At 70.8% G+C, this 23,438-nt stretch carries 16 protein-coding genes; 8 read left to right on the top strand and 8 right to left on the bottom strand.

What is annotated here, in order from left to right; translation table 11 throughout:
- Window positions 1-183 precede the first annotated feature (183 nt).
- On the bottom strand, window positions 184-1,347 hold the full coding sequence (locus NBY69_RS04670) for a PP2C family protein-serine/threonine phosphatase (protein WP_250298440.1): 1,164 nt from the start codon (window positions 1,345-1,347) through the stop codon (window positions 184-186).
- 104 nt (window positions 1,348-1,451) lie between these two features.
- Between NBY69_RS04670 and NBY69_RS04675 the strand changes: the two genes are divergently transcribed.
- Window positions 1,452-2,681, top strand: coding sequence for a GNAT family N-acetyltransferase (locus tag NBY69_RS04675; RefSeq protein ID WP_250298441.1), 1,230 nt, complete (start codon window positions 1,452-1,454; stop codon window positions 2,679-2,681).
- A gap of 13 nt (window positions 2,682-2,694) precedes the next feature.
- Here NBY69_RS04675 and NBY69_RS04680 read toward each other — a convergent pair whose 3' ends face one another.
- The gene (locus NBY69_RS04680; RefSeq protein ID WP_250298442.1) at window positions 2,695-3,504 is read right to left on the bottom strand and encodes an Fpg/Nei family DNA glycosylase; all 810 of its coding nucleotides are present in this window, start codon (window positions 3,502-3,504) and stop codon (window positions 2,695-2,697) included.
- 6 nt (window positions 3,505-3,510) lie between these two features.
- Window positions 3,511-4,002 (bottom strand): ribose-5-phosphate isomerase, encoded by a 492-nt coding sequence (locus NBY69_RS04685; protein WP_250298443.1) that lies wholly within the window; start codon window positions 4,000-4,002, stop codon window positions 3,511-3,513.
- 87 nt (window positions 4,003-4,089) lie between these two features.
- Here NBY69_RS04685 and NBY69_RS04690 point away from each other — a divergent pair, with 87 nt between their 5' ends.
- Entirely contained in the window at window positions 4,090-5,520 is a 1,431-nt protein-coding gene (locus NBY69_RS04690; RefSeq protein ID WP_250298444.1) for an amino acid permease, read from the top strand.
- Window positions 5,521-5,604: 84 nt separating this feature from the next.
- Here NBY69_RS04690 and NBY69_RS04695 read toward each other — a convergent pair whose 3' ends face one another.
- Window positions 5,605-6,189, bottom strand: coding sequence for a biotin transporter BioY (locus NBY69_RS04695; RefSeq protein ID WP_250298445.1), 585 nt, complete (start codon window positions 6,187-6,189; stop codon window positions 5,605-5,607).
- Window positions 6,190-6,752: 563 nt separating this feature from the next.
- On the opposite strand from NBY69_RS04695, the gene NBY69_RS04700 reads away from it, so the two are divergent.
- Window positions 6,753-7,394 (top strand): superoxide dismutase, encoded by a 642-nt coding sequence (locus tag NBY69_RS04700; RefSeq protein WP_250298446.1) that lies wholly within the window; start codon window positions 6,753-6,755, stop codon window positions 7,392-7,394.
- A 141-nt stretch (window positions 7,395-7,535) separates the two neighbouring features.
- On the opposite strand, the gene NBY69_RS04705 is transcribed toward NBY69_RS04700, so the two are convergent.
- Window positions 7,536-8,174, bottom strand: coding sequence for a DsbA family protein (locus tag NBY69_RS04705; protein WP_250298447.1), 639 nt, complete (start codon window positions 8,172-8,174; stop codon window positions 7,536-7,538).
- Between the two features lie 128 nt (window positions 8,175-8,302).
- Between NBY69_RS04705 and pepN (NBY69_RS04710) the strand changes: the two genes are divergently transcribed.
- The gene (pepN, locus tag NBY69_RS04710; protein WP_250298448.1) at window positions 8,303-10,891 is read left to right on the top strand and encodes an aminopeptidase N; all 2,589 of its coding nucleotides are present in this window, start codon (window positions 8,303-8,305) and stop codon (window positions 10,889-10,891) included.
- 160 nt (window positions 10,892-11,051) lie between these two features.
- Window positions 11,052-12,149: a hypothetical protein gene (locus tag NBY69_RS04715; protein WP_250298449.1), complete on the top strand. Its 1,098-nt coding sequence runs from the start codon at window positions 11,052-11,054 to the stop codon at window positions 12,147-12,149.
- Window positions 12,150-12,221: 72 nt separating this feature from the next.
- On the opposite strand, the gene NBY69_RS04720 is transcribed toward NBY69_RS04715, so the two are convergent.
- Both NBY69_RS04720 and NBY69_RS04725 read right to left on the bottom strand, forming a co-directional pair.
- Window positions 12,222-13,967, bottom strand: coding sequence for a TIGR03767 family metallophosphoesterase (locus NBY69_RS04720; RefSeq protein WP_250298450.1), 1,746 nt, complete (start codon window positions 13,965-13,967; stop codon window positions 12,222-12,224).
- 158 nt (window positions 13,968-14,125) lie between these two features.
- Window positions 14,126-14,584, bottom strand: coding sequence for an NUDIX hydrolase (locus NBY69_RS04725; RefSeq protein WP_250298451.1), 459 nt, complete (start codon window positions 14,582-14,584; stop codon window positions 14,126-14,128).
- 195 nt (window positions 14,585-14,779) lie between these two features.
- On the opposite strand from NBY69_RS04725, the gene NBY69_RS04730 reads away from it, so the two are divergent.
- The 3 genes from NBY69_RS04730 (at window position 14,780) to pepN (NBY69_RS04740) (ending at window position 22,128) form a co-directional block, all read left to right on the top strand.
- Window positions 14,780-18,109: a S8 family serine peptidase gene (locus tag NBY69_RS04730; RefSeq protein ID WP_250298452.1), complete on the top strand. Its 3,330-nt coding sequence runs from the start codon at window positions 14,780-14,782 to the stop codon at window positions 18,107-18,109.
- A gap of 243 nt (window positions 18,110-18,352) precedes the next feature.
- Window positions 18,353-19,381 (top strand): aspartate-semialdehyde dehydrogenase, encoded by a 1,029-nt coding sequence (locus NBY69_RS04735; protein ID WP_250298550.1) that lies wholly within the window; start codon window positions 18,353-18,355, stop codon window positions 19,379-19,381.
- A gap of 170 nt (window positions 19,382-19,551) precedes the next feature.
- The gene (gene pepN / locus NBY69_RS04740) at window positions 19,552-22,128 is read left to right on the top strand and encodes an aminopeptidase N (protein ID WP_250298453.1); all 2,577 of its coding nucleotides are present in this window, start codon (window positions 19,552-19,554) and stop codon (window positions 22,126-22,128) included.
- A gap of 132 nt (window positions 22,129-22,260) precedes the next feature.
- Here the strand turns inward: pepN (NBY69_RS04740) and alc are convergent, their stop codons facing one another.
- Window positions 22,261-23,379, bottom strand: a complete 1,119-nt coding sequence (gene alc / locus NBY69_RS04745; RefSeq protein WP_250298454.1) for an allantoicase — start codon at window positions 23,377-23,379, stop codon at window positions 22,261-22,263.
- Between the last annotated feature and the right edge of the window lie 59 nt (window positions 23,380-23,438).

A 23,438-nucleotide genomic window follows, 5' to 3' on the forward strand; every position in this document is an offset into this window, starting at 1 on the left:
TTGTCCGCCTTCCGTTTCACCCGATGTCTACGGCTTCGACGCTACGGAGAGCGGGGTGGGTGGAACCATGGCGGCTGCTGGCGGATACGGGGTGGGGTTCTCCCCACCAGGCCCTCAGGAGATCCGGCCGTCAGCAGACCCGGTCGTCGGAGCAGCGGGCCAGGCCTTCAGAAGACCCGACCGTCAGAGCATCGGCCCCGAATCCGCGTCCCGGCAGATCAGCAGCAGCGCCCGGTCGTCGTTCACGTCCTTCGCCACCGCCTCGATCAGATGCCACGCGGCGCCCTCGAAGCCGGTCGGCACATACCGGTCGGCCTCCCCCGACAACCGGTCGATGCCCTCGCTGATGTCCCGGTCCGGGGCCTCGACCAGGCCGTCCGTGAAGAGCATCAGTACGTCACCGGGGCCCAGCGAGCCCTTGGCCGGGTCGAACTCGGCGCCGTCGTAGACACCCAGCAGCGGGCCCTCGCCGGACTTCTCCTCCCAGCGGCCACTGCCCGCGTGGAGCTGGAGCGCGGGGAGGTGGCCCGCGGAGAGGAGTTCGTAGTCGCCGGAGTCCAGGTCGAGGACCAGGTGGATCGAGGTGGCGAATCCTTCGTCCCAGTCCTGGCGGAGGAGGTAGCCGTTGGCGGCCGGCAGGAAGTCGTGCGGCGGCAGTGAGCCGAGCAGGCCGCCGAACGCGCCCGACAGCAGCAGGGCGCGGGAGCCCGCGTCCATCCCCTTGCCCGAGACGTCCGTGAGGACGACCTCCAGGGTGCGTCCGCCGCTGGTGCGTGCGGCCACCACGAAGTCGCCCGAGAAGGACTGGCCGCCTGCGGGGCGCAGCGCCATCTCGCGGTGCCAGCCCTGTGGCAGCCGGGGCAGTTTGCTCTGCACCCGGATGCGTTCGCGCAGGTCGAAGAGCATGGTCCCGCCGCGCCGCCACGGCACCCCGACCCGGCTGCGGAACTGCGCGATGAGCAGGCCGAAGAGACCGCAGGCGGCCACCGTGAGGACCGTGCCGGGGGTGACCTGGGCGGTGCCGTCGGTGTACGGGCCGAGCGCGACCGATTCGACGATGAGGGCGGCAGCCGCCGCCGCGTACAGCGCGAGCAGGCTCGCGGGGCGCAGCAGCAGTCCCCCGGCCACGATGGGCAGGACCAGGATCGAGGGGGAGCACCACACGGGCGTGAGGACGGTCCCGCAGGCGAGCGCCGGGACGGTCAGCATCAGCCCGGCCAGGGCGATCCAGTCCGAGCCGTCGCCCCTGAAGTAGTCGACGCCTGATCTGCGCAGCCCGATGCGGGCCCGGTGCAGGGACTTCCGCATCCGGGCCGTGACTGATTCTTCTCCGACGCCACCGGCCATTGCCCGGACCTTATCCACCCACGCGGGTCCTGTGCAGGGGGACCCTATGACATTGCGTTCGAAATCGACTCGCCCGACGTGGGCCGCGCTGGTAGGCATGGCCCATGAGTACAGAGCTGAAGGTACTGCGCCGGGAAGACTGGGGCACCTGGTATGCAGGGTTGGAACTCGCCTTCGGCGGGGTCGACGAATCTCCCGAGGAGCGCAGGCTCTTCGAGGAACTCACCGAGTACGACCGGTCCGTCGGCGCCTGGGACGGCGACCGGTGCGTGGGGACGTCGGGGGCGTTCAGCTTCCGGCTCTCGGTTCCCGGGGGCGCGTTCGTACCCGCGGCGGGCGTGACCATGGTCAGTGTCGCGGCGACGCACCGGCGGCGCGGCATTCTGACCTCCATGATGCGGCGGCAGTTGGACGACGTACGGGCGCTGGGTGAGCCGCTGGCCGTGCTGACCGCCTCGGAGCCCGAGATCTACGGCCGGTTCGGATACGGCGCCGCCACCTGGCAGTTGACGGCCGAGATCGACACCTCGCGGGTGAAGCTCACGGTTCCGCGGGGCACCGACGCGGTGCGGCTGCGGTTCGCGCCGCCCGAGGACGCCGCCGAGGAGTGCGAGGCGGTGTATCTGCGGTCGGTCGGCTCGCGGCCCGGAATGCCCGCGCGGCTGCCGGGCTGGGAGCGGTTGCCGCTCCTCGACCCGCCCGCCGGGCGCGAGGGTGCTTCGCGGTTGCAGTGTGTCGTGGCCGAGCGGGACGGCGAGGTGGTGGGTTATGTCCGCTTCCACAACAAGCCCGAGTGGGACGCGGCCGGTCCCGAGGGCGTGATCGTGCTGAAGGACATGGCGGCGCTGGATCCTGCGGCGTACGCGGCGCTGTGGCGCTTCCTCTTCGACGTCGATCTGACGTCGACCGTGCGGGTGCAGAACCGGCCGGTGGACGACCCCTGGCTGTCGCTGGTCTCCGACGTCAGGCGTTGCGGACTGTCCCGGCGCGACTCGCTGCACGTCCGGCTGGTGGACGTCGGGGCCGCGCTCGAAGCCCGTACGTATCAGCGGCCGGTGGACGTGGTGCTGGATGTGGAGGACGTCTTCTGCCCCTGGAACAGCGGGCATTGGCGGCTGACCGGGGACGCGAAGGGCGCGTCCTGCGTACGGACCGACGACGCGGCCGATCTCGCGCTGTCCGTCAAGGAGTTGGGCGCCGCGTACCTCGGCGGGACGGCGCTGTCCGCGCTCGCGGGTGCCGGGCTGGTACAGGAGCTGCGGCCCGGTGCGCTGGCCGAGGCGTCGCTCGCCTTCGGGTCCGACGTCGCGCCGTGGCTGCCGCACGGCTTCTGACGCGAGGGCCCGGCTACCGCTGCTGGCAGTCCGGGCACCAGAAGAGGTTGCGGGCGGCGAGCGGGGCGGTGCGGATCTCGGTGCCGCACCGGTGGCAGGGCAGGCCGGCCCGGCGGTAGACGTACACCTCGCCGCCGTGGTCGTCGACCCGCGGCGCGCGGCCCATCTCCTCGGGGGTGTGCTCGGGGCGCACGGTGTCGATGCGGTTGTTCCGTACGCCCTCGCGCATCAGGGCGACGAGGTCGGCCCAGACCGCGTCCCATTCGGCGCGGGTCAGGTCCTTGCCCGCCCGGTACGGGTCGATGCCGTGCCGGAAGAGGACCTCGGCGCGGTAGACGTTGCCGACGCCCGCGATCACCTTCTGGTCCATGAGCAGGGCGGCCACGCTCGTACGGGAGCGGGAGATCCGGGGCCAGGCCTGGTCGGCGGAGTCCTCGGGGCGGAGCGGGTCGGGGCCCAGGCGGTCGTGAATCGCCTGCTTCTCGCCGTCGGTGATCAGGGCGCAGGTGGCCGGGCCGCGCAGGTCCGCGTACGCGTCGTCGTTGACGAGGCGGAGGCGGACCGTTTCGGTGGGCGGCGGCGCCGGGGTGTCGCCGAACCGCAGCTTGCCGATCAGGCCCAGGTGGATATGGATCCAGCCGCTCGCGCCGAAGCCAAGGAACAGGTGCTTGCCGTGTGCCTCGGTGGCCTCCATGACCCGCCCGTCGACGAGCGCCGCGCTGCCGGAGAACTTCCCCTGCGGGCTGGACGCACGCACAGGCCGGCCGCCGAACCTCTCGGAGTGGTCGGCGGCCAGTCGGTGGATCGTGTGGCCCTCGGGCACGGAGGGTCAGTCCTGCGGCTTCGGGTGGTGGGCCGGAACGGGCGGGAGTTCGCCGGTCGCCTCGTACGCGGTGAGCATGTCGATGCGGCGCTGGTGGCGCTCCTCGCCGGAGTACGGGGTGTTGAGGAAGATCTCGATGAACTTCACCGCCTCCTCCTGCGTGTGCATCCGGCCGCCGACGGAGATCACGTTGGCGTCGTTGTGCTCACGGCCGAGCGCGGCGGTCTGCTCGCTCCAGGCCAGCACCGCCCGTACGCCCTTGACCTTGTTGGCCGCGATCTGCTCCCCGTTGCCGGAGCCGCCGATCACGATGCCGAGGCTGTCGGGGTCCGCGGCCGTCTGCTCGGCGGCCCGGAGGCAGAACGGGGGGTAGTCGTCCACGGCGTCGTAGATGTGGGGACCGCAGTCCACGGCCTCATGGCCTTGGGCGGTGAGCCACTCGACGAGGTGGTTCTTGAGTTCGTAACCGGCATGATCGGAACCGAGGTGCACGCGCATGCATCGAGTGTGGCACGTGGGGTAGGTGGGACGCCTGGTCGGGGCACGTATCGCGTGACCCGTTCGCGACAATTAAGGACAGAGAGCATGAGTGCTGCACCTCCTTCGCGGGTCGCTGAGAGATCGCCCGACGGCGGCTCCCCGGACGGGCTCCAGGCCGGCCTGAAGAACCGCCATCTCTCGATGATCGCCATCGGCGGCGTGATCGGTGCGGGGCTCTTCGTCGGTTCGGGGGCCGGGATCAATGCCGCGGGCCCCGGCATTCTGCTCTCGTACGCGCTGACCGGGCTGCTCGTCGTCCTGGTGATGCGGATGCTGGGCGAGATGGCCGCGGCGGATCCGGTCTCCGGGTCGTTCTCCACGTACGCGGACCGGGCGCTCGGCCGGTGGGCGGGGTTCACCATCGGCTGGCTCTACTGGTTCTTCTGGGCGGTGGTCCTCGCGGTCGAGGCGACAGCCGCCGCGACCATCCTGACCGGGTGGGTCCCCGCGATACCTCAGTGGGCGTGGGCGCTCCTGGTGATGCTGGTGCTGACCGGCACCAACCTGGTCTCGGTCGGGTCCTTCGGTGAATTCGAATTCTGGTTCGCCGGGATCAAGGTCGTCTCGATCATTGCCTTCATCGTGATCGGCCTGCTCGCCGTCTTCGGTCTGCCGCCGGGCGGTGACGCGGTCGGGATGAGCAATCTGACCGGGCACGGCGGATTCCTGCCGAACGGGCCCGGCGCGATCCTCTCCGGGATGCTGCTGGTCGTCTTCTCCTTCATGGGCTCGGAGATCGTGACCCTGGCCGCCGCCGAGTCGCCCAACCCGGTGCAGGCCGTCCGCAAGGCGGTCAACAGCGTGATCTGGCGGATCGCGCTCTTCTACATCGGCTCGATCTTCGTCATCGTCACGCTGCTGCCGTGGGACTCCAAGGCCGTCTCGACCAGCCCGTACGTCGCGGTGCTCGACTCGCTGGACATCCCCGGCGCGGGCACGATCATGGACGTCGTGGTGCTGACCGCGGTGCTCTCCTGCCTCAACTCCGGTCTGTACACGGCCTCCCGGATGGCCTTCTCGCTGGGCCAGCGCGGTGACGCGCCGAAGGCGTTCGCCTCGGTCAACAAGGGCCGGGTGCCCGCCGTGGCCATCTGGGCGTCCGTCGCGTTCGGCTTCGTCGCGGTGTTCTTCAACTACATCGCCAAGGCCACCGTCTTCCAGTTCCTGCTGAACTCCTCGGGCGCGGTGGCCCTCTTCGTGTGGCTGGTCATCTGCTTCTCGCAGTTGAAGATGCGCCGCAGGATCGAGCGGGAGAGCCCGGAGCTGCTGACCGTACGGATGTGGCTGTACCCGTATCTGACCTGGGCGACGATCGGCCTGATCCTCTTCGTGGTCGGCTACATGCTGTACGACACCGAGGGGCGCAAGCAGATGCTGCTCTCGGTGCTGGTCGGCGCGCTGGTCATGGTGGTCGCGCTGGTGCGGGACCGGCGGCGGAAGACCGAGGCGCCGAGCGCGGCGGACGTCAGCCCCTGAGTCCGGCCGCCCGGCGCACACGGGAAGGGCCCGCATCCGGTGGATCACCGGATGCGGGCCCTTCCCCGTACCTACGGAGGCGGTTCAGCCGCGGCGGCCCGCGAGCTTCCAGGCGCTCGGCAGCGCGCCCATCGCGAGGGCCGCCTTCAGCGCGTCACCGATGAGGAACGGGACCAGCCCGGCGGCGATGGCCGCGGAGGCCGACAGGCCGGTGGTCAGCGCCAGGTAGGGGACGCCGACCGCGTAGATGATCGCCGAGCCGAGCACCATGGTGCCCGCGGTGCGCAGGACGGACCGGTCGCCGCCGCGGCGGGCCAGCGCGCCGACCACGGACGAGGCGAGCAGCATGCCCAGGACGTATCCGAACGAGGCACCGCCGGGGCCCGAGGTGCCGTTCGCGAACCACGGCATTCCGGCCATGCCCACCAGGGCGTACAGCGCGAGGGAGAGGAAACCGCGGCGCGCGCCGAGCGAGGCGCCCACGAGCAGCGCGGCGAAGGTCTGGCCGGTGACCGGGACCGGGGAGCCGGGGATCGGCACGGCGATCTGCGCGGCGATACCGGTGAGCGCGGCGCCGCCGAGCACGAGCGCGATGTCGCGGGTACGGGTGGCCGGAAGCAGATCGGCGAGGACCGCTCCGGGGCGGGTGGTGACGGCAGCAGTACTCATCGGGACTCCGCGGGTGAGGGCAGGTGGGGACAGGGTGACGTTAGCCCAGGGGCCTTCGGCCGATCACCATCAGCGGCCGACAAAGCGGAGGTTGAGGGTTTGGTGGGTTTCATACAAGGAGGGCGCTTCAACCGCCTTGCCGCGTGATGCTTGTCACTGGAGGCCCAGCGGGAGAGTCCTCCGTTGTGCATCGGGCAGCCGGATGGGGAGACTGTTGGGTCCCACCAAATCGTCCAGAGCATCGCGAGCGTTGAACCCCCATGTCTGACCCCCTCCCGCGGAACCCCTGTCCCCCGGGCTGAAGCAGCGCCACCTGACCATGCTGGGCCTGGGCGGGGTGATCGGCGCCGGGCTCTTCGTGGGTTCCGGCGCCGGGATCGCGGTCGCGGGCGTACGGGAGTTGAGGGCGCGGCGCGGGTAGCCGTCCGGGGCGACCGGGACGACCGAAGGGGGCATGTCGACGACATGCCCCCTTCGGCATGCCCGCCCGGACTTCCGACACTCCTGCTGCTAGCCTGCACTTGCATAGAGGTTGCAATAAGCAGTCGGAGGGCTTGGACGGCATGGCCATGTACACACTTCCTGAACTTCCGTACGACTACGCGGCGCTCGAACCGGTCATCAACCCGCAGATCATCGAGTTGCACCACGACAAGCACCACGCGGCGTACGTGAAGGGCGCGAACGACACCCTCGACCAGCTCGCCGAAGCGCGGGACAAGGATCAGTGGGGAGCGGTGAACGGGCTGGAGAAGAACCTCGCGTTCCATCTCTCCGGGCACATCCTGCACTCGATCTACTGGCACAACATGACCGGCGACGGTGGCGGCGAGCCCCTCGCGGCGGACGGGGTCGGTGACCTCGCCCACGCGATCACCGAGTCCTTCGGTTCCTTCGCCAAGTTCAAGGCCCAGCTCACCAAGGCGGCGGCGACCACTCAGGGGTCGGGCTGGGGCGTGCTCGCCTACGAGCCGCTCAGCGGCCGGCTCGTCGTCGAGCAGGTCTACGACCACCAGGGCAATGTCGGCCAGGGCTCGGTGCCGGTCCTGGTCTTCGACGCCTGGGAGCACGCCTTCTATCTCCAGTACAAGAACCAGAAGGTGGACTTCATCGAGGCGATGTGGAAGGTCGTCAACTGGCAGGACGTGGCGAAGCGTTACGCCGCGGCCAAGGCCCGGGGCGACGTGCTGCTGCTGGCGCCGTGACGCCGTAGCCACCACGGAGATACGTCCTGCTCGTGATCGTCTTCTCACCTTCACCCGCAGGCGGAAACAACGGCAGGCCCCCGCGAGGACGTGACTCGCGGGGGCCTGCTGTTCGCGTGAGGGGTGCGGCGCGGAACCGGGTCAGTCGAAGACCGGGCCCTGGGTGCGGGTCCGCTTGATCTCGTAGAAGCCGGGGATCGAGGCGACCATCAGCGTGCCGTCCCAGAGCTTGGCCGCCTCCTCGCCCTTGGGCGCCGGGGTGACGACCGGTCCGAAGAAGGCGATCTGCTCGCCGTCGGCGCCGGGGACCGCGATGACCGGGGTGCCGACGTCCTGGCCGACCTTGTCGATGCCCTCCTTGTGGGAGGCGCGCAGCTCGGCCTCGTAGGCGAACGGGCTCTGGTCGGCGTAGTCGAGCAGGTCCGCGGGCAGCCCCACCTCGGCCAGTGCCTCCGCGATGGCCTCGCGGGTCGGCCCCTGATCCTCGTTGTGGAAGCGGGTGCCGAGCGCGGTGTAGAGCTTGCCGACCACTTCGTCACCGTGCAGCTGCTGAGCGGCGATCACCACACGCACCGGGGCCCAGGCCTTGACGGCGAGCAGTTCGCGGTATTCGTCCGGCAGGTCGTCGAGCCGGTCCTCGTTGAGGACCGCGAGACTCATCACGTGCCAGCGGACCTCGATGTCCCGGAGCTTCTCGACCTCGAGGACCCAGCGGGAGGTCATCCATGCCCAGGGGCACAGCGGATCGAACCAGAAGTCGACGGGGGTCTTCTCGGACATGTCTCTCCTCGAAAGGCGCGGATCTCTGGTCCCGGAACGTCCCGAGTCGCGCGGCCATTCCCGGATGCCACCGCCGAGCGCCCCGTGGGAGGATTCGAATCACGGAACGTATACACGAAGGAGTGCCCGTGCCCGGTGAGAACCTGTCCCGCGACGAAGCCCGCCAGCGGGCCGAACTGATCTCCGTCGACGGGTACGCGGTCGCCCTCGACCTGCGCTCGGCGATCGGGGACAGCCCGGACGGCGAGCCCCGTACGTTCCGCTCGGTGACCACGATCCGGTTCCGGTCCTCGCAGGTCGGCGCGGACACGTTCGCCGATCTGATCGCACCGTCGGTGACCGCGGTGACGCTGAACGGGAAGCCGCTGGACCCGGCCGTCGTCTTCGACGGGGTCCGGATCGCGCTGGACGGGCTCGCCGCGGAGAACGTGCTGGTCGTCGACGCGCAGTGTGCGTACAGCCGGACCGGCGAGGGCATGCACCGCTTCGTCGACCCGGAGGACGGCGAGGTCTATCTGTACACGCAGTACGAGCCCGCCGACGCCCGCCGGGTCTTCGCCAACTTCGAACAGCCGGACCTGAAGGCGCCCTACGAGTTCGAGGTGTCCGCGCCCGAGGGCTGGACGGTGTGGAGCAACGGGGCCGGCGAGCTCACCGACGGGGTGTGGAGCTTCGCGCAGACCCAGCCGATCTCGACGTACATCACCGCGGTCGTCGCCGGCCCGTACCACTACGTCACGGACACCTACCGCCGGACCTTCACGGACGGCACCGAGCTGGAGATCCCGCTCGGCGCCATGTGCCGCAAGGGCCTGGCCAGGCACTTCGACGCCGACGACATCTTCCTGATCACCAAGCAGGGGCTCGACTTCTTCCACGACCACTTCGACTACCCGTACCCCTTCGGGAAGTACGACCAGGCCTTCGTCCCCGAGTACAACCTCGGCGCGATGGAGAACCCGGGTCTGGTGACCTTCCGTGAGGAGTACATCTTCCGCGGCAAGGTGACCCGCGCTGCGTACGAGGGCCGGGCCAACGTCATCCTGCACGAGATGGCACACATGTGGTTCGGCGACCTGGTCACCATGGCCTGGTGGGACGACCTGTGGCTGAAGGAGTCCTTCGCCGACTTCATGGGCGCGTTCTCGATGGTGAACGCCACCCGGTTCACCGACGGCTGGATCACCTTCGCCAACAACCGCAAGTCGTGGGCGTACCGCGCCGACCAGCTGCCCTCCACCCACCCGATCACGGCCGACATCCGTGACCTGGAGGACGCCAAGCTCAACTTCGACGGGATCACCTACGCCAAGGGCGCCTCGGTGCTCAAGCAGCTGGTCGCCCATGTCGGGCAGGACGCCTTCCTGGAGGGTGCCCGCCGGTACTTCAAGCGGAACGCGTACGGGAACACCCGGCTCGGCGACCTGCTGTCCGTGCTGGAGGAGACCAGCGGCCGGGACATGGCGTCCTGGTCGCGGTCCTGGCTCCAGACGGCCGGGGTCAACTCCCTGACGCCCGCGGTGACGTACGACGCGGGTGACCGCATCACGGAGCTGGCCGTCGTCCAGGACGCGGCCGAGTCGCACCCCGAACTGCGCCCGCACCGGGTCGCGGTGGGCCTGTACCGGCTCGACGGCGGTGAGCTGGTGCGCTACGCCCGCGCCGAGGCCGACGTCGACGGTCCGCGCACGGTCGTGACCGAGCTGACCGGCGTGGAGCGGCCCGATCTGGTGCTGGTCAACGACGACGACCTCACGTACTGCAAGATCCGGTTCGACGAGGGGTCGCTGGACACGCTCCGCGCCCACCTCGGCGACATCACCGACCCGCTCGCCCGCGCCCTCTGCTGGTCGGCGCTGTGGAACCTGACCCGCGACGCGCTGATGCCGGCCCGGGACTTCATCGGTCTGGTGCTGCGTTTCGCGGGGCGCGAGACGGACATCGGGGTCCTGCAGATGCTGCACTCCTGGACGCAGAGCGCGCTGCAGAACTACGTGGCGCCCGAGTGGCGTGCGCAGGGCGGGCCGCTGCTCGCCGAGGGCGCGCTGCGGGAGCTGCGGCTGGCCGAGCCGGGCAGCCAGCACCAGCTGGCCTGGGCGCGGTTCTTCGCGGCCGTGGCGGCCACGGACTCCGACTTCCAGCTGCTCCAGGGTCTGCTCGACGGCACGGCGAGGGTCGACGGACTCGACGTCGACCAGGAGCTGCGCTGGGAACTCCTGGCGCCGCTCGCCTCGCACGGCATCGCCGACGAGCGGGTCGTCGCGGCGGAACTGGCCCGCGACGACACGGCGTCCGGCAAGCGGCACGAGGTGCGCGCGCTGGCCTCGCGTCCCTCCGCGGAGGTGAAGGCGGCGGCCTGGGCGGCGCTCGTCGAGTCCGACACGCTGTCCAACGCGCTGGTCGAGGCGACGATTTCGGGGTTCCGGCAGGCCTCGCAGCGTGAACTGATCGCGCCGTACGCGTCGAAGTACTTCGAGGCGATCGAACGTGTGTGGGCGACGCGTTCGATCCAGATCGGGATGCTGGTGGTCAGGGGCCTCTTCCCGGCGCTGCGGGACGACCCGTCGACGCTGGACGCGACGGACGCCTGGCTGGACGGGCACCGGGACGCGGCGCCCGCGCTGCGGCGCCTGGTGCTGGAGGCGCGGGACGACCTGGCGCGTTCGCTGCGCGGCCAGGCGTGCGACGCGGCATCGGCTGCGGTTCCGACTGTCTGAAGAACTGCCGTCTGCTCCATCCGTGAGCCGTCGCCTGGACCATTCGGGCGACGGCTCGCTCGGCACTCGAACGCCCGTACTTTAGGCCGGTGTTGTCCGGTTTTGCCGACGATTGTGTAACAGCGGTTGAGGGCGGGGGGAACGCGGGAATCCCCGGATCATGACTCACCATTCCCCTCTCTGCGGAGAGACGACGCCGCCGCTCTCCCCCGCCTCCCTCGGTCACCTCTCCGGCGTCCGCCGCCGGGTGCTCTCGATGGCGCAGCTGCGCGACCACGGGGTGAGCCCGGCCCGTACGAGTGCGCAGTGCCGGCCCGGAGGCCCCTGGCAGCAGTTGCTGCCCGGGGTCTTCGTGCTGCACCCGGGGCCCCCGACGAGTGAGGAACGGCTGCACGCGGCGCTGCTGTACGCCGGACGGCCGCCCGTGGAGCGGGCCGGGAAGATCCCCTGCCAGCCGCGCAAGGACACGGCGCAGGACGGTTCGGCGGACCGGTCCGAGTACGGCAGCACCATGGTCACCGGCCTCGCGGCGCTCGCCCTGTACCGGTTCTCGGCCGCTCCCGCGCTCATCGCCGTCGACCCGATCGACGTGCTGGTGCCCCGCACCCGCAGGCTGCGCTCGACGGGCTGCGCCCGCATCGTCCGCGCGCAGGCGCTGCCCGTGACGCAGCAGATCGAGGGCGTGCCGGTGGCCCCGGTGGAGCGGGCGCTGGCCGACGCGGTCGCCGTGCTCGCGGACCCGGAAGTGGTGCGCGCGCTGCTGACCGAGGCGGTACGCGGCGGGCACTGCGAACCTGCGCTCGTGGTCGGCGAGTTGATCCGGGCCCGGCTGCTCGCCCGGCCTCAGGTGGCGCAGGCGGTGGACATGCTGCTGGCGGAGGGGCGGGCGATCGCCGAGGGCCGGCTGTACGCGATGGTGCGCCACCACGGGCTGCCCGACCCGCTGTGGAACGTGGAGCTGCGGCTGCCCGGCGGGCCGGGGCTCGGCGGGGTGGACGTGTACTGGCCGGAGGAGGCGGTGGCGCTGGAACTGGACACCCGGCCGCCGGGCGGCGAGCCGCAGAGCGAGGAGGAGGTGCTGCGGTCCGCGTACGCCCGTAAGCGGGAGCATCTGGAGCGGCTGGGCATCACCGTCGTGCACCTCACGCCGAAGAAGCTGCGGGAGGCGCCCGCGCAGCAGGCCACGGTGGTGCGTACCGCGCTGATGGCCGCGGCGGACCGGGCGCCCGCGGCGTATGTGACGGTACTGCCGCGCTGAGCCGGTCCGCCGGGCCGGTCCGTCGGGCCGGCCCGCGGGGGCGCGTCGGCGGGGGCGCGTCGGCGTGGGCGGTCAGCGCTTCTTCAGGACCAGTTCGGTGTTGCGGTCGCCCGCGCCGCCCGAGAGGTCCGTGCGGGCGCCCGGCGCGTTGGACGACAGTTCGCGGTAGAGCGCGGCCAGCCCGGTCTGCGAGAGATCGGTGAAGTCGGTGCGGTGCGGCGCCGCGGACTCGACGAGGGTGGTGAAGAGGGAGAGCGTGCCGTCCTTGTTGTCCACCAGCTCGAAGACCCGGGCGAGCTGGGGGAAGTCGATGTGCGACGCGGTGGTGATCTCCCAGAAGGAGCCGTGCGGCTGGATCTTGTTGCGGTGGCTGTGGCCGTTGATCCAGGCGAGCGCGTTGCGGTGGCGCTTCAGCAGCGCCACGACCTCCTCGCCGGAGTGGTGGCCGTCGCCGGGGTGGGCGGGGTCGGGGTGGGTGTTGGTGATGGTCCAGCTGTTGTGGTGGCTGAAGACGATGACGTGGTCGTCGGCGTGGTCCTTCAGCGTCCGCTCCAGCCAGCGCAGTTGGGTGGTGCCCAGAGTGCCGGTGAAGTGGCCGCCGCGCCCGGTGGTGTCCAGGCTGACGCCCAGGACGCCGTCGGCGATGCGGAACGTGTAGTAGAGGGTGCCGCTGTCGAGGTCGGCCCGCGTGTAGCCGTGCCCCACCGGGCCCGCCCCCGCGTGCGCCGGGTCGAGGTGCGCGGTCAGGTACTCGCGCGGTGTGAAGGGAGCGCGGGTCTCGTCCGGGGTGACGGGGCGCAGGTTCTTGGCGTGGCGGCGCATCAGGGCGGCGAAGTGGCTGCCGTCGTAGTCGCCGTTCCTCTGGTCGGCCGCGAGCTGCGCCCGCGCCTCCGCCTGCGGGATCTCGTACAGCTTCCGCCCGCCGACCGCGAAGTCGGCGAGGAAGCGGCCACGGGGTGCCATGGAGCCGCTGGTGAGCGAGTCGTGGTTGCCGACGGTCGAGTACCAGGGCATGCGCAGGCCGGGGCTGTTGACGGACCGGACGGCCGCCGCGAGGAAGCCCTCGATGTGCGGGAAGCCGCGCTGCTTGTCCATGTCGCGCAGCGCGGCGTCCGGGTGCCAGAACTGCCGGAGGCCCGAGGCCTGTACGCCTTCGTAGCGGTGCGGGTCGCCGGTGTCGGGGGTGATGCGCCCGCCGCTCATCACCTTGAGGAACCAGTCGAGTTCGGCCCGCGAGTTGTTGTCCGTGTTGTCCCCGGTGGTCATCACGAAGGCCAGCGGCTCGCCGGTGGCGGGGCCGCCGCGCAGGGCGTTGACGCGTTCGATCAGAGAGACCGCGCCGGGCACGGTGAGGGCTTCCTGGGGGCGCCAGGCGGCGGGGTCGGCGGGGCGCAGGAACTCGCCGCGTACCGGGTGCTGGACGTCGGTGAGATGCAGATCGGTCAGCTGCACGAAGGCGCTGAGTACGGTACGCCGGGTGGCGCGGCCCGCCCGGGGAGCGGCGAGCTGCGGGCGTACGACGCGGGCCCAGCCGGGGCCGTCTCCCAGCCGCCGGTAACCGCTGCCCGGGTGGCCGGTGCGGGGCGTCGCCGCGGTGAGCAGGGTGGTGCCGGCCCCCGAGGGCGCGGCCGGGGCGGGGGCCCGGCGGGCGGCGGCGGGTACGGCGGGCGCCGGCGCCTCGGCCGGAGCGGGGGCGGCCGAGGCGCCGCTGCCGGTGCCCAGGGCCGCGGCGGCACCGGCCGAGACGCCGACCGCTCCGGTGGCGACGAGGAAGGTACGGCGGTCGAGTGCGGCGGCTGCGGAGCGTATGCGTGACATGGCGCGGTCTCCCCGGGTGCGAACGCATCGGACGGCGGGGCTGGATTCCCCGCCTCTCCTTGATGGTTGGCACCGGGCGTGACCTGCGCGTGAACGAGGCCGCAACAGGCAGCGCCCATCACCGCACAGGGATCACTCACGGCCGCGCGGTCCTGTCCTCACCCCGTGGTGCGGCCGATCCGTCCGACCGGCGGCTGCTCGCGCCACAACGCCAGCCCCACGTCGACCAGTTCGACCCGGTCCAGGTCGTCGATCGCGTCCAGCGGGTGCCAGGCGGCGAGATCCGTGGAGCCGTCGGTCTCGGGCCGCAGCTCGCCGCCGGTGATCCGGCCCTCGTAGACGATGCGCAGCCCGTGGAAGTCCGCGAAGGTGCCGAGTCTGCGCGGGTAGTGCCGGGTGATCGAGTCGATGCCGAGGAGCCGGACCGGCTCGCAGGCGTAGCCGGTCTCCTCGTCGACCTCGCGGACGACCGTGTCGAGGGGGTCCTCGGCGTGGTCCATACCGCCGCCGGGCAGCGTCCAGTGCTTCTCGCCGTCCCGTGCCACCCAGCGGGCCAGCAGGATCTGTTCGTCGCGCACGCAGACGGCGTAGGCCGCCACCCTCAGCTCCTTGTTCATTCCGTGAGGTTAGACCGGCCGGTGAACAGGGGGTGATCTTGCCAGGTTTCGCCACTGTATGTCCGCAGTGGCGTATGGCGGAAGTCCGCCAAGCGGCGATCACGCCACGGTCAACTCTCCCCAAGAAGCTGTCACTTAGGTAAAGCTCCGGTCATCATGCTCCGAATAACGGACCATTTCTTCCACAAATCAGGGATGCAGATGACCCTCGAATTCCCCGGCTCCATAACCCGGGCAAGACGCACGGCCCGTGTCGCCGCTGCTGCGGGCGTGGTGCTCGCCCTGGCCGCCTCGGCCGCCGGGCCCGCGTTCGCCGCAGGTCAGGACGGTCCCGCACCGTCCCCGGTGAAGTCCGTCAAGTCCGCAGGGGCCACTTCCGGCAAGCTCGGCGCGGCCGACGCGCAACTGCTCGGCCAGGCCGAGGCGGAGGGCACCAAGTCCGTCACGGTGATGGTCGCCACCGCGCCGGGCGCCACCGCGCAGGTGCGCAAGCAGTTCGACGGCGTCCCCGGCGCGGTCGTCGGCAGGACCGACGACAAGCTGGGCTACGTACGGGCGACACTGCCCACCCCCCGGGCGGGCTCCGCCATCAAGGCGGCCGAGAAGCTCTCCTCCGTCCACGGGATCGACCTCAAGCAGGAGATCCAGCTGGACGACCCGACACCGGCCGGGGACACCGCGAAGGGCGCCAAGTCCAAGGCGACGACCGGGACCTACGCGGCGCCGGGCAGGAACACGCCCGCCAGGAACCCGTACAACCCGTCCTTCGAGACGGGCGCGGTGGACTTCGTGAAGCAGCACCCGAAGTCCGACGGCCGCGGCGTGACCATCGGCATCCTCGACTCGGGCGTCGACCTGGGCCACCCGGCGCTGCAGAAGACCAGCACCGGCGAGCGCAAGGTCGTCGACTGGGTGACGTCCACCGACCCGGTGGGTGACGGCGACGGCACCTGGCTGCGGATGAACAGCCCGGTGAAGGGTTCGGTCTTCACCGCGGAGGGCCGCACCTGGAAGGCCCCGGCCGGTTCGTACCAGTTCAAGCTCTTCGCCGAGAAGGTCACCGTCGGCGGTGACGAGGCGGGCGACCTGAACCGGGACGGCGACACCACCGACACCTGGGGCGTGCTGTACGACCCGGTGGCCGGGACCGTGCGCGTGGACCTGAACGACAACGGCGACTTCACCGACGACGTCGCGATGAAGCCGTACAAGGACACGTTCCAGGTCGGCTACTTCGGCAAGGACGACCCGGCGACGCAGGTAGCCGAGCGCGTCCCGTTCGTCGTCGAGATCCGCAAGAACGTCGTCCACGACGCGGCCGGGGACACCTCCGACTACGTCAACATCGGCGTCATCCAGTCCGAGCACGGCACCCACGTCGCGGGCATCACCGCGGCCAACGGCCTGTTCGGCGGGAAGATGAACGGTGCCGCGCCCGGCGCGAAGATCGTCTCCTCGCGCGCCTGCACCTGGAGCGGCGGCTGCACCAACGTCGCGCTCACCGAGGGCATGATGGACCTCGTCGTCAACCGCGGCGTGGACATCGTGAACATGTCGATCGGCGGTCTGCCCGCGCTCAACGACGGCAGCAGCGCCCGCGACGAGCTGTACAAGCGCCTCATCGACACCTACGGCGTCCAGCTGGTCATCTCGGCGGGCAACGAGGGGCCCGGCCTCAACACCATCGGTGACCCGGGCCTGGCCGACCACGTGATCTCCGTCGGCGCGACCATCTCCAAGGAGACCTGGGCCGCGAACTACGGGTCCGGCGTGACGAAGAAGAACGACATGATGCCGTTCTCCTCGCGCGGCCCGCGGGAGGACGGCGGCTTCACACCGACGCTCTCCGCGCCCGGCGCCGCCATCAACTCCACCCAGACCTGGCTGCCCGGCTCCCCGGTGAAGGAGGCGGGCTACGCACTGCCCGCCGGTTACTCGATGCTCCAGGGCACCTCGATGGCCTCCCCGCAGGCCACCGGCGCGAGCGCGCTGCTGCTGTCGGCGGCGAAGCAGAAGCACATCGAGCTGCCCCCGGCCGATCTGCGGACCGCGCTGACCAGCACCGCCACCCACATCAAGGGCGTCCCGGCGCACGCCGAGGGTGCGGGCCTGATCAACATCGTCGGCGCCTGGGACCAGATCACGAAGGGCGCGAAGGGCCACCGGGCCGCCGCGCACGAGTACACCGTCAAGGCGCCGGTCGACACCGCGCTCAGCTACGCGCTGAAGACGCCCGGCTTCGGCACCGGCATCTACGACCGTGAGGGCGGGCTGAAGGCCGGGCAGACGAAGACGTACCCGGTCACCGTCGTCCGGACCACCGGGCCGGACAAGGCCGTCACGCACAAGGTCTCGCTCAAGAACAACGACGGCACCTTCAAGCTGACCGGCTCCGGCCAGGTGGCCCTGCCGCTGGGGAAGCCGGTGACCGTCAAGGTCCAGGCGAAGCCCGCGTCGGCCGGGGTGCACAGCGCCATCCTGCAGCTCGACGACAAGAACACCCTGGGCGTGGACCAGCAGATCCTGGCGACCGTGATCGTCGCCAAGCCGCTGGCGAAGCCCTCGTACACCTTCACGGCCTCCGGCTCGGTGCAGCGCAACAGCACCACGTCGTACTTCGTGACGGTGCCGGAGGGCGCGAAGGCCCTCGAGGTCGGCATGGGCGCCCTGCGCTCGGGCAGCCAGACCCGGTTCATCTCGATCCACCCCTACGGTGTGGCCGTCGACGACACCGGGACGCCCAGCTGCTACCCGAACTACGACAACCCGGCGAACACCTGCCGTCCGGACCTGCGCTCGTACGCGGACCCGGCGCCGGGCGTCTGGGAGATCGAGGTCGAGGCCCGTCGTACCTCGCCCTACCTCGACAATCCGTACAAGCTGGACGTGGCGCTGCTCGGTGCCGCCTTCGACCCGGCCGTCCAGACCCTCCCCGAGGTGAAGGTCGGCACCCCGGCCCCGGTCGAGTGGAAGGTCGGCAACGGCTTCGCCGCCATCGACGGCACGCTGAAGGGCGGCCCGCTGGGGTCGTCGAAGAGCGACACCCCGACGATCGAGCAGGGCGCGACCCGCACCACCACGGTCACCATCGGTGCGGGCGTCGACCGTCTCGACGTGGCCATCGGCCACACCTCGGACACCGGCGCGGACCTGGACCTCTACGTCTACAAGGGCGCCACGCAGGTCGGCTCGTCCGCGACCGGCGGCTCCGAGGAGTCGGTCAGCCTGCTGAAGCCGGCCGCCGGTACGTACACCATCGAGGTGGACGCGTACGCGGTGCCCGCCGGGTCCACGTCGTACGACTACCGCGATGTGTACTTCGCGCCGTCGCTCGGCACGGTCGAGGTCGACGAGACCAAGGCCGTGAAGCTGCCCGCCGGGGCCTCGACCGGGGTCGGCGCCCGGATCATCGCCGCGGGCGCGGCTCCCGAGGGGCGCGAGTTCTTCGGCCAGGTGCAGCTGCTGAACGCCCGCGGCACGGTGGCGGGGACCGGCAGCGTCCAGATCGCGAAGGTCACACCGTAAGCGCGTGCACTGACGTGTGAGCGGAAGGGGAGCGGGGCAGGCGCCGTAGATCCGGTGCCTGCCCCGTTTTCCGTGCCGGTCCGCGCCGTTCCGGGCCGGCCCGCGCCGGCCGTACTGGTCCGTACCGTCCGTTCCCCGGACAATGGATTGGACAAGGTGCAGTCGGTCATACGCATCATGGGGCGGCCACCCATGGCCGAAAGTGACGCGCAGCAGGTGCGCGGCGAGTACGGAGGAGTCACCGTGAGGGTCGGAATCGTCGGAGCCACCGGTCAGGTCGGCACAGTCATGCGGAAGATCCTCGCCGAGCGGAACTTCCCGGTCACCGAGCTGCGGCTGTTCGCCTCCGCGCGCTCCGCGGGCACCACGCTCGCCTGGCAGAGCAAGGGCATCACCGTCGAGGACGCGTCGACGGCCGACTACTCGGGCCTGGACATCGTGCTCTTCTCCGCCGGTGGCGCCACCTCGAAGGTGCTCGCCGAGAAGGTCGCCGCCCAGGGCGCCGTCGTGATCGACAACTCGTCCGCCTGGCGCCTCGACCCGGAAGTGCCGCTGGTGGTCTCCGAGGTCAACCCGCACGCGATCGCGCACCGCCCCAAGGGCATCATCGCCAACCCGAACTGCACGACCATGGCCGCCATGCCCGTGCTGCGCCCGCTGCACACCGAGGCCGGTCTCGAAGCGCTGGTCGTCGCCACCTACCAGGCCGTCTCCGGCTCGGGTCTGTCCGGTGTCGCCGAACTGCACGGCCAGGCGTCCAAGGTGATCACCGACGCGGACCGGCTGACCCACGACGGCGGCGCGGTGGACTTCCCCGAACCCGCCGTCTACAAGCGCCCGATCGCCTTCAACGTGCTGCCGCTGGCCGGTGGGATCGTCGACGACGGTTCCTTCGAGACGGACGAGGAGCAGAAGCTCCGCAACGAGTCCCGCAAGATCCTGGAGATCCCGGAGCTGAAGGTCTCCGGCACCTGCGTCCGGGTCCCGGTCTTCTCCGGACACTCCCTCCAGATCAACGCCCGCTTCGCGCGCCCGCTGTCGGTGGAGCGGGCCTACGAGCTGCTGGCGGAGGCGCCGGGCGTGGAGGTCTCCGAGATCCCCACCCCGCTCCAGGCGGCCGGTTCCGACCCCGCGTACGTGGGCCGGATCCGCCGGGACGAGACCGTGGAGAACGGCCTCGCCCTCTTCGTCTCCAACGACAACCTCCGCAAGGGCGCGGCGCTGAACGCCGTCCAGATCGCGGAGCTGGTGGCCGCGGAACTCCAGGGCTGAGCCCCATCTGAATCCCGCCGCCGCACAGGCCCAGGTGCCGCCGCAGTGCCGTGTCCCGCTCGGGCAGGCGCTGCGGCGGCACCGTGCTGAGGGAAGGTCCCCACCGGCCGCGGCTCCACGCGTGGAAGGATGACGGGAAACGTTCCATACCGAGGCCGAGGAGATCCCAGGTGCCTGGCACGAATCTGACCCGCGAAGAGGCGCAGGAGCGGGCGCGCCTGCTCACCGTGGACGCGTACACGATCGACCTCGATCTGAGCGGGGCGCAGGAGGGTGGCACCTACCGGTCCGCGACCACCGTGCGCTTCGAGTCCGCCGAGGCCGGGGCCGCCACCTTCATCGACCTGGTCGCGCCCGCGGTGCACGAAGTGGTACTGAACGGCGAGGCGCTGGACGCCTCCGCGGTCTTCCAGGACTCGCGGATCGCGCTGTCCGGGCTGCTCGCCGGGGAGAACGAGCTGCGGGTCGTCGCCGACTGCGCGTACACCAACACCGGTGAGGGGCTGCACCGCTTCGTCGACCCGGTCGACGACCAGGCGTACCTCTACACGCAGTTCGAGGTCCCGGACGCGCGGCGGGTCTTCGCCAGCTTCGAGCAGCCCGACCTGAAGGCGACCTTCCAGTTCACCGTGAAGGCCCCGCAGGGCTGGACCGTGATCTCCAACTCGCCGACGCCGGAACCCGAGGACCACGTCTGGCGGTTCGAGCCGACGCCGCGCATCTCGACGTACATCACCGCGCTGATCGTCGGTCCGTACCACTCGGTGCACAGCAGCTACGAGAAGGACGGGAAGTCCGTCCCCCTCGGCATCTACTGCCGCCCCTCGCTGGCCGAGTTCCTGGACTCCGACGCGATCTTCGACGTCACGCGGCAGGGCTTCGACTGGTTCCAGGAGAAGTTCGACTACGACTACCCGTTCGCCAAGTACGACCAGCTCTTCGTGCCGGAGTTCAACGCCGGGGCCATGGAGAACGCGGGCGCGGTGACCATCCGCGACCAGTACGTGTTCCGTTCCAAGGTCACCGACGCGGCCTACGAGACGCGCGCCGAGACGATCCTGCACGAGCTCGCGCACATGTGGTTCGGCGACCTCGTCACCATGGAGTGGTGGAACGACCTGTGGCTGAACGAGTCGTTCGCCACGTACACCTCGATCGCCTGCCTGGCGTACGCGCCGGGTTCGAAGTGGCCGCAGTCGTGGACGACGTTCGCCAACTCGATGAAGACCTGGGCCTACCGCCAGGACCAGCTGCCCTCCACGCACCCGATCATGGCCGACATCACCGACCTGGACGACGTCCTGGTCAACTTCGACGGCATCACGTACGCCAAGGGCGCCTCGGTGCTCAAGCAGCTCGTCGCCTACGTCGGGATGGACGCGTTCTTCCAGGGCGTGCAGGCGTACTTCAAGCAGCACGCCTTCGGCAACACCCGGCTCTCCGACCTGCTGGGCGCACTGGAGAAGACCTCCGGGCGTGACCTGAAGGCCTGGTCGAAGGCGTGGCTGGAGACCGCGGGGATCAACATCCTGCGCCCGGAGATCGAGGTCGACGGCGCCGGTCATGTCACCTCGTTCGCCGTGCGGCAGGAGGCGCCCGCGCTGCCCGCCGGCGCCAAGGGCGAGCCGACGCTGCGCCCGCACCGCATCGCGATCGGCTGCTACGACCTGGACGGGAGCGGCAAGCTCGTCCGTACGAACCGCATCGAGCTGGACGTGGACGGCGAGCGCACCGAGGTGCCGTTCCCGCCGAACACGCCGCGCCCCGCGGTGATCCTGCTCAACGACGACGACCTGTCGTACGCCAAGGTGCGCCTGGACGAGGAGTCGCTGCGGGTCGTCACCGCGCACCTCGGGGACTTCACCGAGTCGCTGCCGCGCGCGCTGTCCTGGGCCTCCGCCTGGGACATGACCCGCGACGGCGAGCTCGCCACCCGTGACTACCTGGCGCTCGTCCTCTCCGGCATCTCCAAGGAGACGGACATCGGCGTCGTCCAGTCGCTGCACCGTCAGGTGAAGATGGCGCTGGACCTGTACGCGGACCCGGCCGGGCGCGAGGCGGGGCTGACCCGGTGGACCGACGCGACGCTGGCGCACCTGCGGTCCTCCGACGCGGGCAGCGACCACCAGCTGGCGTGGGCGCGTGCCTTCGCCGATACGGCGCGTACGCCGCTCCAGCTCGATCTGCTGGTCGGGCTGCTCGAAGGCACCGAGTCGGTCGAGGGGCTGGCCGTCGACACCGAGCTGCGCTGGGCGTTCGTCCACCGGCTGGCCGCTGTCGGGCGGTTCGACGAGGAGGAGATCGCCGGCGAGCTGGTGCGTGACCGGACCTCGGCGGGTGAGCGGCACGCAGCGAGCGCCCGTGCCGCGCGTCCGACGGAGGCCGCGAAGGCGGAGGCCTGGGCCTCCGTCGTCGAGTCGGACCAGCTGCCCAACGCCGTGCAGGAAGCGGTCATCGGGGGCTTCGTGCAGACCGACCAGCGCGAGCTGCTCGCCCCGTACACGGAGAAGTACTTCGCGGCGGTCAAGAAGGTCTGGGACTCCCGCAGCCACGAGATGGCCCAGCAGGTCGCGGTGGGTCTCTACCCGTCGCTCCAGGTGTCGCAGGAGACGCTGGACGCCACCGACACGTGGCTGGCCTCGGCCGAACCGAGCGCCGCGCTGCGGCGGTTGATCTCCGAGTCGCGGTCCGGCGTGGAGCGGGCGCTCCGGGCGCAGGCCGCCGACGCGGGTGCGGCGACGGCGTAACGACGCCGGGGCGGGTGCGGAACGGTTCCCCCGGGACCGTTCCGCACCCGCCCCTGTCCGTCCTGTTCAGCTGTCCTGAAGCTGTCCTGGTCAGCTGTCCTGGTCAGCTGTCCTGGTCAGCAGCAGTGCAGCTCAGTAGCGGCTGCGCAGCTCCGCGATACCCGCCGCGGTGAACGTCCCGTGCAGCCGCATCCTCGCCACACCGCCGTCCGGGAAGGCGTCCAGGCGTACGTGCGTGACGACCGCCTCGGTGTCCAGCGGGAAGCGGTGCGAGGTGTCGGGCTGGAGCCGGGTGCGCGGCAGGATCTCGAACCACTCGCCCGTCTCGCCGTCGCGCCCGCTGAGCGCGATCCAGCCCGCCGCGTTGCCCTTCAGATAGGCCGTGTCGATCTCGACGGCGCGCACGGCGCCCTGGGCGGCCAGCCGGAACCGCACCCAGTCGTTGGTGTGGCGGACCCGGCGGCGGCGGTTCTCCCAGCCGTCGTCCATCTTGCGGGAGGTGCCGGGCAGGATGATCTGGGTCGGCGAGGAGTAGAAGCGGTCCGACGCGTCCTCGTAGGTACCGCCGTTGAGCACCGAGATCAGGTCGACGGTGGAGAGCAGCTCCAGCCACGCCGGGTCGGGGACGACCTCGCCGTGCACCCGGAGCCGGGCGACACCGCCGTCGGGGTGCTGGCAGAGCCGGACGTGGGTCCAGCGGCGGTCGTCGGTGATCTCGAAGCCGTTGGCGGCGTGGCCGCGTACGGGGGTCTCCGGGACGATCTCCTCCCACTTCACGTCGTCGGCGAGCAGTTCCTCCGGACTCGGGGAGCCCTCGACGGCCGCGGCCTGGACCGAGACGCGCTGCGGGTAGTTGCCGCGGAAGTGGGCGGTGTCGACGATGATCCCGCGGATGACGCCGGGGGCGCCGAGCCGTACCAGCGCCCAGTCGTGCTCCCCGGGCGCGGGGAACGGGGCCTCGGCGGTGCCACGCCGGCGGCGGGTCTCCCAGCCGTCCATGATCTTGCCCTTGTGGCCGAAGCGCTCGGGGTCGAAGACGGCGCGCTCGCGGACGAGCAGGTTCTCGCGCTCGGCGAAGAACTCGTCGTTGGCGGCGACGACACCCGCACCGAGGCGGCGGTCCGCCAGGTCCACGAGTTCGGTGAAGGGGAAGTCCCCGACCCGGTAGTCGGCGTACGGGTCGCCGCCGCCGTACGGGGCGGCGTCGTTCGCGTGCGGGTCCTGGGCGTTCGCTGCGTCGGTGGAAGTCATGAGTCGACTGTCACCCCTGCACACCGATCGCGTCCATCGAAAGTTTCCGCAGGATTCTT

It is taken from the genome of Streptomyces sp. A 4/2 (genome assembly GCF_940670765.1).
In the GTDB taxonomy this organism is placed as follows: domain Bacteria; phylum Actinomycetota; class Actinomycetes; order Streptomycetales; family Streptomycetaceae; genus Streptomyces.